Source organism: Sphingomonas oligophenolica, assembly GCF_039522915.1.
Taxonomy (GTDB): domain Bacteria; phylum Pseudomonadota; class Alphaproteobacteria; order Sphingomonadales; family Sphingomonadaceae; genus Sphingomonas; species Sphingomonas oligophenolica.
In genome coordinates this window covers 1-13,101 of record NZ_BAAAEH010000053.1, presented here as the reverse complement: position 1 = coordinate 13,101, position 13,101 = coordinate 1, and the positions used below count along the sequence as shown (strand labels likewise).

The window sequence follows — 13,101 nt, the reverse complement described above, 5'->3', positions numbered from 1 at the left end:
TAATCGTGAGTCGATTGAAAAACATTTCGCGCAAAAATGGTCTAAATGACCCTCTCCAACGAGGGTGGCAAAAATGCAAGAAGAACAGGTAATCGAGCGGGGCGGCCGTGAAATCTTCGGCGCGCTCGCAGCCCAGCCCGCTGACGCGCTCCTTGCCCTGATCGAGGCGTTCCGGAGCGATGTCCGGGTCAACAAGATCGACGTCGGCGTCGGCGTGTATCGCGACTCCGAAGGGCGCACCCCGGTGCTGCGCGCGGTCAAGGAAGCCGAGCGCCGTCTGGTCGAGCGGCAGGCGAGCAAAGGCTATCTCGGGCCGGAAGGGGACATCGGCTATTTTGACGCGCTGAAGCCGATCATCTTCGGACCCGTTGATTTGGGTGATCGCCTCTGCGGCCTGCAGACCCCCGGAGGCACCGGTGCGCTGCGCCTGGCGGCGGAACTCATTGCCCGCGCCCGTCCCGGCGCCCGGATACTGGTCGGCAACCCGACCTGGCCGAACCATCCCCCGATCCTGAAATCTGCCGGCCTCACTGTCGTCGGCTATGATCATTTCGATGTTGCGACGCAGCGGCTGACCTTCAGCCGGATGCTGGACGCGCTGAGCGAGGCCGTGCCGGGCGACGTCGCCCTGCTGCACGGCTGCTGTCACAATCCGACCGGCGCCGATTTCGATGCCGGACAGTGGACCGCGATTGCCACCCTGCTGCGCGATCGCGGCGTACTGCCGCTGATCGATCTTGCTTATCAGGGGCTAGGTGATGGACTCGAAGAGGATGCGACCGGGACCCGGCTTGTGCTCGATATCGTCGGCGAGGGCCTGGTTGCCTATAGCTGCGACAAGAATTTCGGTCTGTACCGCGAGCGTGTCGGCGCGCTCTACGCGTTGTCAGTGTCGGCCGAGCAGGCACGCATTGTCCAGTCCAACCTGCTGTCGCTCACCCGGGCCAACTGGTCGATGCCGCCGGACCATGGTGCTGCGATCGTTCGTGTGATCCTGGAAGATGCGGGGCTGTCCTTCGACTGGCTGGCAGAGCTGGCCGAGATGCGCGGCCGCATCCAGCAGATTCGCGACCTGCTGGCCGCAGCCGATCCCATGCTCGCGCCGCTTGCCCGCCAACACGGCATGTTCTCCACGCTGCCGCTGAGCGCCGCCCAGGTTGCGCGGCTGCGCGAGGAGCGCGGCCTCTACATGCCGTCATCCGGCCGCATCAATCTTGCCGGCCTCACGCCCGACACGGTGGCGCCTTTCGTCGACGCGCTCGCGTCGCTCCGCTGATCCTGCCCGAGGACTATATGGCCCAGCCTGCTCTGAAGCCCGACTTGCGCAACGCCCCCGACACATCGGTCGACTGGCCGAGCGTCGCCTATCTCGTCTCGCTGTCGCGTGCTCTCGACAAGATGGAGGAGACACGCCTCGTTCCCGAAAAGAAGGTGCTCTACCAATTCTCGGCGCGCGGTCATGACATGGGGCAAATCCTGCTGGGATGCCGGTTGGACGATCCGGCGGATGCGACCTGCGGCTATTACCGTTCGCGCCCGATGCTGCTGTCCTTGGGCGTCGACGTGGCCGACGCGCTCGGTTCCGCCATGGGGCGGGCAGGGGGCTATTCCGACGGCCGCGATATCGGCGTGGTGTTCAACTACCCCAATCCGAACGGCGCTTCGGCACTGCCGATGTGCGGCGGCGTCGGTGCCCAATATACGCCGACCGCGGGCTGGGCGCAGGCAATCGAATATCACCGGACCGTGCTCAAGGATCCGGCCTATGACAAGGCGATCGCCGTCGTGCTCGGCGGCGACGGTTCGGTCGCCTCCAACGGCTTCTGGGCGGCGCTGACGGTTGCGACCACGCAGAAGCTGCCGATGCTCTTCTATATCGAGGATAACGGTTTCGGCATCTCGGTACCCTCGTCCTTCCAGACGCCCGGCGGCAACATCGCGGCCAATCTCGCAAGCTGGACCGGGCTCACCATCTTTTCCGGCGACGGGACCGACCCGGCCGAGGCCGCGCGCCTCGTCGACCAGGCGGTCACCCAGGTGCGCGAGGAGCGGTCGCCGGTATTGCTGCGGTTGACCGTGCCGCGCCTGCAAGGTCACAGCTTTCAGGACACGCAGACTTACAAGTCGGACGCTTTTGTCGCCTCCGAATGGGCCCGTGACCCGCTGCCCAAGCTCAAATCCTACCTCATACCGGCCGTGCTCAGCGAGGAGGAATGGGCGGAGATCGAACAGCGGGCGGACAGCGATGCCGAGGCCGCGCGTGAACGCGCGGAGGCGCGCGGGGTCGCCGATCCTGCAACCGTGCTCAACAACGTCTTCTTCGAGGGCGCACCGCAGACCGAGGGCGGCCAGTGGAGTCACGGCTATATTCCACCGATGACGACCGACGTGCCGCACCCCGAAGGGCAGCGGATCAATATGGTCACCGCTATCCGCCGCACGCTCGAGCATGAGCTGGAGGTCAACCCCCGCGTCGTGCTGTTCGGCGAGGATATCGGGCCCAAGGGCGGCGTCCATGCCGTCACGCTCGGCTTGCAGGAGAAGTTCGGCTTCGATCGCGTGTTCGACACCAGCCTCTCCGAAGAGGGTATCGTCGGGCGCGCGGTCGGCATGGCGCTCGCCGGGCTGATGCCGGTGCCCGAAATCCAGTTCCGCAAATATGCGGAACCCGCGACCGAGCAGATCAACGATTGCGGCACGATGCGCTGGCGCACCAACAACCGTTTCGCAGCGCCGATGGTGCTGCGCGTTCCTGGCGGCTTCTTCAAATGCGGCGATCCCTGGCACAGCCAGACCAACGAGGTGGCGTTCGTCCATAATCCCGGCTGGAAGGTCGCTGTACCGTCGAACGCGGAGGATGCGGTCGGCCTGTTACGGACATCGCTGCGCGGCAATGATCCGGTCCTGTTCTTCGAGCATCGCTCAATGCTCGACTTCGCTTGGGCGCGCCGTCCCTATCCCGGTGACGATTATGCGCTGCCCTTCGGCAAGGCGAAGACGACTCTAGCTGGCGACGATATCACCATCGTCACCTGGGGCGCGATGGTGCCGCGCTGTGAGGAGGCAGCGGAAGGACGGTCGGCGGATGTGATCGACCTGCGAACCCTGATGCCGTGGGACAGTGAGGCGGTGCTGGCCTCGGTCCGCCGGACCCGCCGCTGCCTGATCGTGCATGAGGATCTGAAGACCGCCGGGTTCGGCGCGGAGATCGCCGCCGTCGTCGCCGACGAGGCCTTCATGGATCTCGACGCACCCGTCATGCGGCTCACCATGCCGGATATTCCGAGCCCGCACAATGCGGTGCTGCTCGACTGGGCGGTGCCATCGGTCGAGCGCATCCGCGCGAAGATCGACGACCTTGTCAGCTTCTGAGGGGGGGAACGACCGTGATCGATATACTCGTTCCCTTCGAACAGGAAGGGACCAAGGCGATCGTCCGCAGCTGGCTGAAGCAGCCAGGTGATCGCGTTTCGCTCAACGACCCGCTCGTCGAGCTGGAAACCGACAAGGTGACGCAGGAAGTGCCGTCGCCGGGAGATGGTATCCTCGACCTGATCCTCCTCGACGCCGGTGCCGAGGCAGTGCCCGGGGATATCCTTGGGCGGTTGAGAAGTGCAGATGCAGTTGTTGCTGCCGAGACTGCCGAGGTCGCCTCACCACAAGCCGCAGCGCGCGGTGCCGCGGCAGCGCTATCGCTCGGCGAACCCCACCTCTCACCCGCCGTGCGGCGTGCCGTGCGCCAGCATGACGTCGATGTGGCGGCGCTGACCGGAACGGGTCGTGGTGGTCGCATCACCCGGGCGGATGTCAATCACTATCTGGTCGAGCGCGACAGGGCACGGGCGCCTGTCGGAAGCGCACCCGATCCGCAGGTGGCGGCCCCAGCGACGGTGGCGGCACCATCTGCCGCAGGCTCCATCCGCAGCTTGCCGCATGACCGGATGCGCCTCGCCATCGCGCAGAACATGCTCAACTCGGTCACGGTAGCGCCGCATGTCACCGCCGTTTTTGAATGTGATTTCGGCGCGATCATGGCGCACCGGGCGAGGCACAAGAGCGACTTCCAGAAGGCCGGCGCCAACCTGACCTTCACCGCTTATCTCATCGCGGCCAGCGCGGAGGCGATGAAAGTCGCGCCCGCGATCAACAGCCGCTGGTATGACGACCGTCTCGACATCTACGACGACATCAACATCGGTGTCGGGACAGCGCTTGGCGACAAGGGTCTGGTCGTGCCCGTGGTCGGCCAGGCGCAGGAACTCTCGCTGCTCGGTATCGCCAAGCGGCTGACCGACCTCACCGGCCGCGCCCGGGAAGGCAAGCTCACCCCGCAGGACATACGGGGCGGCACCTTTACCATTTCCAACCACGGTGTCTCGGGCTCCTTGTTCGCCACGCCGATCATCATCGCCCAGCCGCAATCCGCGATCCTGGGGGTGGGCAAGCTGGAGAAGCGGGTCGTGGTTCGCGAGGTGGGCGGTGCCGACACGATCCAGATGCGGCCGCTTTGCTATGTGTCGCTGACCATCGACCACCGCGTCGTCGATGGTCATCAGACGAATCTCTGGCTGTCGCGCTTCGTTGAGGTGATCGAAAGATGGCCGCTCGATGGTTGAGCCTGGCGACGATTCCGTAGCCATCCGCGTGGTCGCGATGCCCGCCGACACCAATCCCTTGGGGGACATTTTCGGCGGATGGCTCATGTGCCAGATGGACCTGGCGGCGGGTAGTATTGCTGCGCGTCGCGCGGAGGGGCGGGCGGTCACCATCGCCGCTGACTCGATGACATTCCTGCGGCCTGTTAAGGTCGGCGACGAGGTCTCGGTTTACGCCACCCTCATCAGTTGCGGCCGGACGTCGATGCGGATCAATGTCGAGGCCTGGCGCCGGCCGCGCCACGGCGCCACGGGCGAGAAGGTGACCGCGGCGGCGTTCACCTTTGTCGCGGTCGGTGACGACGGGCTGCCACGACCCTTGCCGGAACTACACGGCAAGATTGGCATCGCAGCGGGCAGGTTGACTGATGGCTGACTATGATTTCGACGTCCTGGTGATCGGCTCCGGCCCGGGTGGCTATGTCGCCGCGATCCGTGCCGCGCAGTTGGGGCTGAAGACCGGCTGCGTCGAGAGCCGCGAGACGCTCGGCGGCACCTGCCTCAATGTCGGCTGCATCCCGTCCAAGGCGATGCTCCACGCGTCCGAGCTGTACGACGCCGCCGCCAATGGCGCGCTGGCCAAGCTCGGCATCAAGACGACGGTCGAGCTCGATCTCGACACGATGCACGGTCAGCGCAAGGATGCGGTCAAGCAGCTGACCGGCGGCATCGAATTCCTGTTCAAGAAGAACAAGGTCGAGTGGCTCAAGGGCCAGGCCGCCTTCACCGGCACCGATACCGTCAAGGTCGGCGACCGCGAGGTCCGCGCCAAGAACATCGTCATCGCCACCGGCTCGTCGGTCACCCCGCTGCCCGGCGTGACGATCGACCAGAAGGTCGTGGTCGACTCGACCGGCGCGCTCGAGCTGCCCAGGGTGCCCGAGGATATGGTGGTGATCGGCGGCGGCGTGATCGGGCTCGAGCTCGGCAGCGTGTGGCGCCGGCTTGGCGCCAAGGTGACGTGCGTCGAGTTTCTCGACCAGATCCTGCCCGGCTTCGACGGCGAGGTCCGCAAGGAAGCCAACAAGATCTTCAAGAAGCAAGGCGTCGTCTTCAAGCTGTCGACCAAGGTTACCGGCGTCGCGGTCAAGGGCGACAAGGCCACGCTGACCGTCGAGCCCGCCGGCGCCAAGGGACAGGGGGGTGCGGCCGAGACGATCGAGGCGGATTGCGTGCTGGTGTCGATCGGCCGCAGGCCCAACACCGACGGCCTCGCGCTCGACAAGGCCGGCCTCGGCACCAACCAGCGCGGCCAGGTCGAGATCGACCATGATTTCCGCACCGCCGTGCCCGGCATCTGGGCGATCGGCGACGTCGTGCCCGGCCCGATGCTCGCCCACAAGGCAGAGGACGAGGGCATTGCGGTGGCCGAGAACATCGCCGGGCTGACCGGCATCGTGAACCACGATGTCATCCCCAGCGTCGTCTATACCTGGCCCGAAATCGCCGGCGTCGGCCTGACCGAAGAAGCCGCCAAGGAACGCGGCGAGGTCAAGGTCGGCAAGTTCCCAATGGCCGCCAACAGCCGCGCCAAGACCAACCACGAACCCGACGGCTTCGTGAAGGTCATCGCCGACGCCAAGACCGACCGCGTGCTCGGCGTGTGGTGCATCGCCAGCGTCGCCGGCACGATGATCGCCCAGGCCGCCCAGGCGATGGAGTTCGGCGCGACGAGCGAGGACATCGCCTATACCTGCCACGCCCACCCGACGCACAGCGAGGCGATCAAGGAAGCGGCGATGGCGGTCCAGGGCAATCCGATTCACATCTGAGCCGACGACGAGGTCCCGCCATGACGATCAAGCTCATCGCGCTCTACAAGAAGCCGGACGACGAAGTCGCATTCCTTCAGCATTTCCACGAGGTCCATATGCTGCTCGTGATGAAGACGCCGCATCTGGTGAAAGCCGAGATCCCCCCGGGTGACGGGTGCGCCGTTCGGAGAACCGGCCTACTTCCTCATTGCTGAGATGCATTTCCCGGACCGCGCCCGCTTCGACGAAGCCATGGCATCACCGGAGAACCGTGCGGCCGGCAAGGATCTCATGAGCTTGGCCAAGGAGTTGGTGACGCTCTTGATCGCTGAATGATCGGTTCGATCCGGTCCAAACCAGCCGCCATCGGTCGTGACTCTCGATCAGCCTCGGTTCTCGTACCTGGTTAGATTCTCGGACAGCTTTGCACGACGCGCGATGCGCAGCTCCAGCGCTCTGCTTTTTCCGGAGGGAGCGCCGTTTTAGGGCATCAACGCAAGGTCAGAGGGTCAGGCGGGGGTTCCCAGGGTCGCTGGCGACGGTGAGGCGCCGCACTTGCTGCTCATCAACTTGCACGCCGAGGCCAGGCGCGGTTGGCAAGTGAACGACGCCTTCGCGCACGAAAGAGGAGAAGTCGGTCGGATCCTCCGCCAGCCGAAGCGCCGACATACAGGCATGCCCAACATCGATCAGATTTCTCATGGTTGCGGCATGCTGCAGCGAAGCGGCCTGCGTGATACCGAACTCCAGCATGGAATTCATGTAACACCGAATACCAAAGGCCCGCGCGACACGATGCTGCTTCAAGCGGGCGTCCGCTATGACCATACCGATCAGTCGACGACGTCGCGCATTCGCGTGCCAGGAGCCACAATTGCCTATACGGACCTGACGACCTCTTCGCGGTACGGGTGTCTTTTGCCGTCCGCGATCGCGATCTACCATCTCACGGAAACGCTCGATCTTCGCGCCGCCTATAGTCGTACGCTCGGGCGCCCTCTCTATGACGCCTATGCCGCGCGGAGCGCCCTCAACTTCGTGAAAGTGTCTGACATCGGCAACCCGAATGCCATTGGCGTTACGGCTACGATCGGCAATCCGAACATCAAGCCGCGTGTCTCGGGCAATTTCGAGCTGTCGGCCGAATGGCGCATTCGGGGCAAGAGCAGTGGCTTCTCTCGCTCGCTTTGTTCGACAAGGAGATCAAGGACGAGATCTTCACCCTGGGAACGCTGGGATATACCGATCCGTCGAGTGGCATTTTCTACAAGAACGCCATCGTCTCTACGCCCGTGAATGCCTCGAGCGCCCGGATCCGGGGCGTGGAAGGCAACGTGATCATCAACTCCTTCGCCGATATCTCGCCCTTGCTGTCGGGATTCGGCGCGAGCGCAAATGCGTCGTTGCTTGATGGCAGGGTCGCTGTTTCCGCTCAGCGCCGGTGGGACGCGGACGATCAACAGGCTGGTTGGGCAGCCCAACTACGCGATCAACGCGTCGCTTTTCTATACGCCGAAGGATCTGGAGTTTGCGTGCCGCCTTCAATCGTCAGGGGCGCGCGTTGCGCCTCATCCAGGCCGATGTGAGCTGGCAGGAGCTTTATTGGGCGCCACGCTCGCAGCTTGATCTCTCCGCGACCTACCAGTTCCGGCCCGGCGTATCGCTGGTCGGTCAGGTGAGCAACGTGACCAGAAGCCCCATCACAAGCGTCACCGGCCCAGGCAAGATCCTCCTGAAGGACGAGTATTCGATTCCGGCGACATTCTGGTTTGGTGTTCGGTTCACGCCGAAATTTCGCTGATCGCGCGACGGACCAACGCTTCCGCTTCCCTACCTTGCGCCCGCCTACGGCGGGCGCATCTTTTTGAAGAAGGTCGCGCGGGGGCTCGGCTGGCGTTGCATCGTCTGGCTAATACCAATCTGCATTGATCATGACCCACGCGCCCATTTGCGTCGCCCGATGGACATGATGCGCCACGGCTGGTCGACGAGCTTGTTCCAGGCCTCGCAGCAATGGTCGACGATGTTGTCGTAGGAGGTGAAGACGCGGTTCGACAGCCAGTTGTCGCGCATGAACTGCCAGATATTCTCGATCGTGTGTTCATGATGACTCTCCAGTTCAGATTCCTGTTGAGGTATTTGCGGCATTGACGAGCCAGATGCGTTGGGAGCCGACCTTCGCCAGTCGTCCCTTGATCCGGCCGCGGCGGAGCCATCCATAGACGGTTTGGCGGTGAGCCCCGACGCGATCGGCATATTCCTGGAGCGTGACCTCGCCGTCATGCTGGCGTGGGACATTCCCCGACCAGATCGGGCGGGTGGATCCGAGCCCGCGCCGTTGGAGCAGGCGGTGGATCATCGGCGCGTTAAAGCTGTCCTTCTTGGGCGGCGTCCAGCCTTCGGCATTGAGCTTTTCGGCGATGCTCTGTGCAGTTGCGCCCTGGCTTCGAAGGTCCAAAATCCGGGCGAGCAACTTGTCGAAGTGCTCCAACTGTTCGAACCGTCGTACCGGTCGGGTGAACGCGTGCCTGGTTGTGGCGCCGCCCGACCAGTGACAGGTGAGTTCGGCGCGCTCGGTTTCCCCGGCCACGAGGATTTCGACGCGCTCAAGCATCATGCGCGCAATGGTCTGGCGATCTCGTGCCGTCGTCGATGCCGCACGCCAGAGCGCCGGGATATCCTGCGCCAACTGCCGTATGGCGTCGCGGTCGTTCTCGGTGAGATGCTCGGGCTCTTCCGCCAGGGCGCGTTGCTGCTCGCCCCGAAGCGATTGCTCGGCTGAGAGCGCCTCTTCCCAGTCTCGTTCCAACGTCCGGGCAACCAGGCGGTTATCCGGGTCAACCGCCTCATAACGACGGCGCACGAGCGCGGTCTCATATCCGGCGCGTTCCAGCCGCAGCTTCCATTGACCATGACGCTGCTGACGTTCGAGTTCGATATCCTCTGCGGCCTGCAGGCTCACATCGATGGCGGCCGGCAAGAGTGCCTCGAGGATCAGCGTCGTGATCAAGCCGTCAACCGGCCGCGCACTAATCGATTGGCAGCGGGATTCGCCGTAAGTTGTCGCGAGCTGATGGCAGACATAGCGCGCGTCGCGGCCATCATCTGTGTAGGTAGTGAACATCCGCCGTCCGCACACCGCACAGGTGATCAGGCCGCCCAGCAGAGCTGCCCCACCGCGAGGGATGCCAGTGTGCCGAGAGCGGTTTATGGCCATCTGCTGCTGGTTCCTCTCGAAGCTGCTCCAGTCGATATAGGCCGGTAATGCATCATGGTGGAGCACCATCCATTTCTGCGGGTCACGCAGATAATGGCGCCCGCTGTGCGGCTTGCCGGGAAGCCGGCGGCGACCATCATATTGTCGCCGGCCGAAGACATAGGCGCCGGCATAAGCGGGGTGCCGCAACATATCCGACAGCGTCGCACGATTGGGGCGGTTCCAGCATATGTCGCCTTTGTCTGGGCCACTCCGAACGCGGTCGGGCAGTTGCAGGTCATGATCGACAAGATAACGCAGCACGCCGCTGATCGATCGCCGCCGTTCGAAGACGGCAAAGACCTGACGGATCGCCTGCTGAACCCCCTCATCAGGGTCAAGCGCGACATCGCCTGACGGCTTCAGCACATAGCCGCGCGGAAGGCCCATGATGAGTTCGCCGCGGCGCGCTTTGGCACGCCGTCCCTCATGCATGCGGGCTTTCAGGATGTGCAGTTCAGCCTCGCTCATCGTGCCCTTCAGCCCGAGCAGAAGCCGGTCATTGTATGTCCCGGGATCGTAGATGCCATCAGCATCACCGATCAGGGTGTCGAACAGCGCACACATTTCGAGAAGCTGATGCCAGTCACGACAGGATCGCGCCAGGCGAGACACTTCGATGCCCAGCACCAGCCCGACATGGCCGAGGCCCACCTCCGCAACGAGGCGCTGGAAGCCAGGCCTGTCCAGCGTCGAGGAAGCGGAACGGCCGAGATCATCATCGATGACGGTCACTTGCTCGCGCTGCCAACCAAGATGGCAGGCCCGATCCGCCAGACCGTATTGCAGCCGGGTGGACTCCCGGTTTTGCGTCACCTGCCGCACCGTCGATTGGCGTACATAGACGATCGCCTGCCGCTCCTGATGTCGTTGTCGGATCTTTTCAGGCAGCGCCGCGACGAGTTCCATCTTCATGGTCTGTCTCCCGGTCCGCTGACATCCGCCGCTGGATCAACTCTCCCAGAATGACGACAAGCCGTCGGCGCCGTTCGATCGGCAGATCCGTCCACCGGACATGTTTGCGATACGACATCGTCACGCCTCGCGACCCAACGGGCCAGCCTCAGAAGCGCACGATGGCCCGCATAAGGCGCTAAATGAACCTGTGACTCAGAGGTTCCAGCGCTGCACTTTCTCGACCGGGTTGAGTTCGGGGCACTTGGCCGGCAGCGCGACGATGCTGATGTTGTCAGGCACATCGAGCTTGGCGGTCGTATGCCAACCGGCCTGATCCATCAGGACGATCGCGTGCGCGCCTGGCGCGATGGCGAGCGAGATTTCGGCAAGGTGCAAAGCCATGGTTTGGGTGTTACAGACGAAATCGGCCTATATCTTCGGCGCGATCTGCCCGGAACACGGCAAGGGCGCCGGCCTCGGGCTTTGTCCTGGAACCATATTTCTATGGGAGTGCCCTTCGGGAGGGCCGTCCTGACCTTTGCCAGTTCGGCAGCGAAGCCCCCTTTTTGAAGGCCTCCATCGCATGCTCGTTCTGGGCATGGTGGCGAGGACGCGCGGTGAGCTTCACATAGCCCAGCTTCTTCAACGCGCGGCTGACGCTGGTCTCGTCGAGCGAGACCGCAAATTCGTCATGGAGCCACTGCACCAGATCAATCAGCCGCCAGCGTACCACCCCGTGGATTGCCGGAATCGGACCTTGCTCGACAATATCGACCAGTGCCTGGCGCTGCGCATCGGTCAGCCGCGAATGGGGGCCGGGCGCTTTGCTATCGAGCAGCCCATCAGGGCCACGGGCATTGAATCGGATCACCCAGTCGCGCACGATCTGAAGCCCGACGCCACCGATCCGAGCCGCCGCGCTCCGGCTGCCGCCATCGTATATCTCGGCCAAGGCCAACAGTCGGCGCGCCCGGTTCGCACTCTTCGTCGTCCGCGACAATCGTCGCAGCGTTGCTCCGTCGAAGTCTTCCCGCAAGCTGATCGCTGAACCCATGGCACCGCACTCCAAAGCCGCATCGCCATAGATTCAGATTTTCGACGCCTTGGGAATCCCCCCGTGAGTCAGAGACCGCACAGGTTGGTATAACGCTTCTAGCGCTCCGATTCCTGCTTTCTAATCGAAGGAATATGCTTGAAGAAGCGTGTCAGCGATCTTCCGCGCGGCCGGGCCGAGTTCCTCATCGTCGAGCTCGCCAGCGGTCCAGAAAGAGAGCGCCCCCCGGAAAGCGAGCGCGAGTTGCGCAGGCAGGATGCGGCATGCCTCATCCCGGCGGAGCGGAAGTAGGCCTGCTCCGTCGCCTAGGGCGTGAGCCCATAAGGCAGTGGAATTCGATCTGACTTCGCCGGACGCCGCGCCGCCAGTCCCTATCCAGGCCATCACCGCGCGGTTCACGATCGGCTCGTCGAGCATGACCGCGACCGCAATGTCGATAGCGAGCGCTACACGATCGGCGGCTTGCGGCGGCTGCGGCGTCGCGTCGAAGCGCGCCATCATCGCATCGATTCGTCGCCCCGACAGTGCGTGCATGATCGCTGGCTTGCTGCCGAACTGATTGAATGGCGTCGCGAAGCTGACCCCGGCTTCCGAGGCGAGATCACGCATCGAGAACTCTGCCTTGCCATCATGCAATAGACGCTCTGCCGCATCAAGCACGCGCTGGCGCACGGGCTCGCCCCGGCGCTTCGCACCTGTTTCCACCTTGTCTTCCCTCATCGCATATCTATATCATGATACAATTAAGTTGTCCTGCAGGAGTGTACGCGTGACAGACAATAACCCAAAAATCTTTCTCATCAGCGGCGTCAGCTCTGGGCTGGGCCGAGCATTTGCTGAGGGCGCCTTGGAGGCCGGTCACCGGGTCATCGGGACCGTGCGGCGCCGGGAAGACGCGAACGTATTCGCTTCACTCGCACCGGGCCGCGCAAGCCCGCTGCTGCTGGACGTGACTGACTTGGCTTCCATTCCTCTGGCGATAGCCGCAGCCGAGCGCGATGTCGGTCCTGTCGATGTGTTGGTGAACAACGCCGGTTACGGCCATGAAGGCGTGCTTGAGGAATCGTCGATGGACGATCTCCAGCGGCAGTTCGCCGCGAATGTGTTCGGCCCGGTGGCGATGATGCAGGCGGTGTTGCCCGGTATGCGCAAGCGTCGCTGCGGGCATATCGTCAACGTAACCTCCATGGGAGGGTTCATCACTATGCCGGGGATCAGCTTCTATTGCGGCAGCAAGTTCGCGCTGGAGGGGATTTCCGAAGCGCTCGGCAAGGAGGTCGCGGCGTTCGGCATAAGCGTAACGACGCTGGCGCCCGGGCAGTTTCGCACCGACTGGGCTGGCCGCTCGATGGATCGGACGCCGCGCAGCATCGCGGATTATGACGAGGTTATGGACCCCATAAGGGCTGCGCGACAGGCTAATACCAAGTCCCTGAGGGGATGACTCGCGAAGGGTTGCCAAGGGCGCTGGGTATTGATTCAAGA

General features: G+C 63.7%; 14 protein-coding genes and 3 pseudogenes. 11 read left to right on the top strand and 6 right to left on the bottom strand.

Annotation, left to right across the window (positions count from 1 at the left end; translation table 11 throughout):
• Positions 1 to 73 precede the first annotated feature (73 nt).
• From ABD050_RS24615 to ABD050_RS24585, 7 genes are read left to right on the top strand one after another with little or no spacing between them, the layout of a single operon-like run.
• Positions 74 to 1,276: an amino acid aminotransferase gene (locus ABD050_RS24615; RefSeq protein WP_343892183.1), complete on the top strand. Its 1,203-nt coding sequence runs from the start codon at positions 74 to 76 to the stop codon at positions 1,274 to 1,276.
• A gap of 17 nt (positions 1,277 to 1,293) precedes the next feature.
• A complete protein-coding gene (locus ABD050_RS24610; protein ID WP_343892182.1) occupies positions 1,294 to 3,372 on the top strand; it encodes an alpha-ketoacid dehydrogenase subunit alpha/beta in 2,079 nt (692 codons plus the stop codon).
• A 14-nt stretch (positions 3,373 to 3,386) separates the two neighbouring features.
• Positions 3,387 to 4,616: a dihydrolipoamide acetyltransferase family protein gene (locus ABD050_RS24605; RefSeq protein ID WP_343892181.1), complete on the top strand. Its 1,230-nt coding sequence runs from the start codon at positions 3,387 to 3,389 to the stop codon at positions 4,614 to 4,616.
• On the top strand, positions 4,609 to 5,031 hold the full coding sequence (locus ABD050_RS24600) for an acyl-CoA thioesterase (RefSeq protein ID WP_343892180.1): 423 nt from the start codon (positions 4,609 to 4,611) through the stop codon (positions 5,029 to 5,031). Before ABD050_RS24605 ends, ABD050_RS24600 begins: the two co-directional genes overlap by 8 nt.
• A complete protein-coding gene (gene lpdA, locus ABD050_RS24595) occupies positions 5,024 to 6,427 on the top strand; it encodes a dihydrolipoyl dehydrogenase (RefSeq protein ID WP_343892179.1) in 1,404 nt (467 codons plus the stop codon). Before ABD050_RS24600 ends, lpdA begins: the two co-directional genes overlap by 8 nt.
• A 20-nt stretch (positions 6,428 to 6,447) precedes the next feature.
• The gene (locus ABD050_RS24590) at positions 6,448 to 6,624 is read left to right on the top strand and encodes an EthD domain-containing protein (protein ID WP_343892178.1); all 177 of its coding nucleotides are present in this window, start codon (positions 6,448 to 6,450) and stop codon (positions 6,622 to 6,624) included.
• Between the two features lies 1 nt (position 6,625).
• On the top strand, positions 6,626 to 6,745 hold the full coding sequence (locus ABD050_RS24585) for an EthD domain-containing protein (protein WP_343892177.1): 120 nt from the start codon (positions 6,626 to 6,628) through the stop codon (positions 6,743 to 6,745).
• Between the two features lie 165 nt (positions 6,746 to 6,910).
• Here the strand turns inward: ABD050_RS24585 and ABD050_RS24580 are convergent, their stop codons facing one another.
• Positions 6,911 to 7,237 carry an enolase C-terminal domain-like protein gene (locus ABD050_RS24580; protein ID WP_343892176.1) on the bottom strand — a complete coding sequence of 109 codons (327 nt, stop codon included), beginning with the start codon at positions 7,235 to 7,237 and terminating at the stop codon, positions 6,911 to 6,913.
• On the opposite strand from ABD050_RS24580, the pseudogene ABD050_RS29130 reads away from it, so the two are divergent.
• The 3 genes and pseudogenes from ABD050_RS29130 to ABD050_RS24570 form a co-directional block, all read left to right on the top strand.
• Positions 7,121 to 7,507, top strand: a pseudogene (locus tag ABD050_RS29130) (TonB-dependent receptor domain-containing protein); the annotation flags it as partial. The gene ABD050_RS24580 and the pseudogene ABD050_RS29130 overlap by 117 nt on opposite strands.
• 47 nt (positions 7,508 to 7,554) lie before the next feature.
• The gene (locus tag ABD050_RS24575; protein WP_343892175.1) at positions 7,555 to 7,995 is read left to right on the top strand and encodes a TonB-dependent receptor domain-containing protein; all 441 of its coding nucleotides are present in this window, start codon (positions 7,555 to 7,557) and stop codon (positions 7,993 to 7,995) included.
• Complete coding sequence (locus ABD050_RS24570; protein ID WP_343892174.1) at positions 7,971 to 8,210, top strand: hypothetical protein; 240 nt, start codon at positions 7,971 to 7,973, stop codon at positions 8,208 to 8,210. The genes ABD050_RS24575 and ABD050_RS24570 overlap by 25 nt, the downstream gene beginning before the upstream one ends.
• A gap of 128 nt (positions 8,211 to 8,338) precedes the next feature.
• On the opposite strand, the pseudogene ABD050_RS24565 reads toward ABD050_RS24570, so the two are convergent.
• From ABD050_RS24565 to ABD050_RS24545, 5 genes and pseudogenes are all read right to left on the bottom strand, one after another.
• A pseudogene (locus ABD050_RS24565) lies at positions 8,339 to 8,503 on the bottom strand (IS630 family transposase); the annotation flags it as partial.
• Positions 8,504 to 8,528: 25 nt separating this feature from the next.
• Positions 8,529 to 10,580, bottom strand: coding sequence for a recombinase family protein (locus ABD050_RS24560; protein WP_343892173.1), 2,052 nt, complete (start codon positions 10,578 to 10,580; stop codon positions 8,529 to 8,531).
• 195 nt (positions 10,581 to 10,775) lie between these two features.
• Positions 10,776 to 10,967: pseudogene (locus ABD050_RS24555) on the bottom strand (transposase); the annotation flags it as partial.
• Between the two features lie 97 nt (positions 10,968 to 11,064).
• Entirely contained in the window at positions 11,065 to 11,616 is a 552-nt protein-coding gene (locus tag ABD050_RS24550) for a helix-turn-helix domain-containing protein (RefSeq protein ID WP_343892172.1), read from the bottom strand.
• A gap of 120 nt (positions 11,617 to 11,736) precedes the next feature.
• On the bottom strand, positions 11,737 to 12,336 hold the full coding sequence (locus ABD050_RS24545; RefSeq protein WP_343892171.1) for a TetR/AcrR family transcriptional regulator: 600 nt from the start codon (positions 12,334 to 12,336) through the stop codon (positions 11,737 to 11,739).
• Positions 12,337 to 12,385: 49 nt separating this feature from the next.
• On the opposite strand from ABD050_RS24545, the gene ABD050_RS24540 reads away from it, so the two are divergent.
• Positions 12,386 to 13,060, top strand: coding sequence for an oxidoreductase (locus tag ABD050_RS24540; protein ID WP_425542516.1), 675 nt, complete (start codon positions 12,386 to 12,388; stop codon positions 13,058 to 13,060).
• The last annotated feature ends 41 nt before the right edge of the window (positions 13,061 to 13,101 follow it).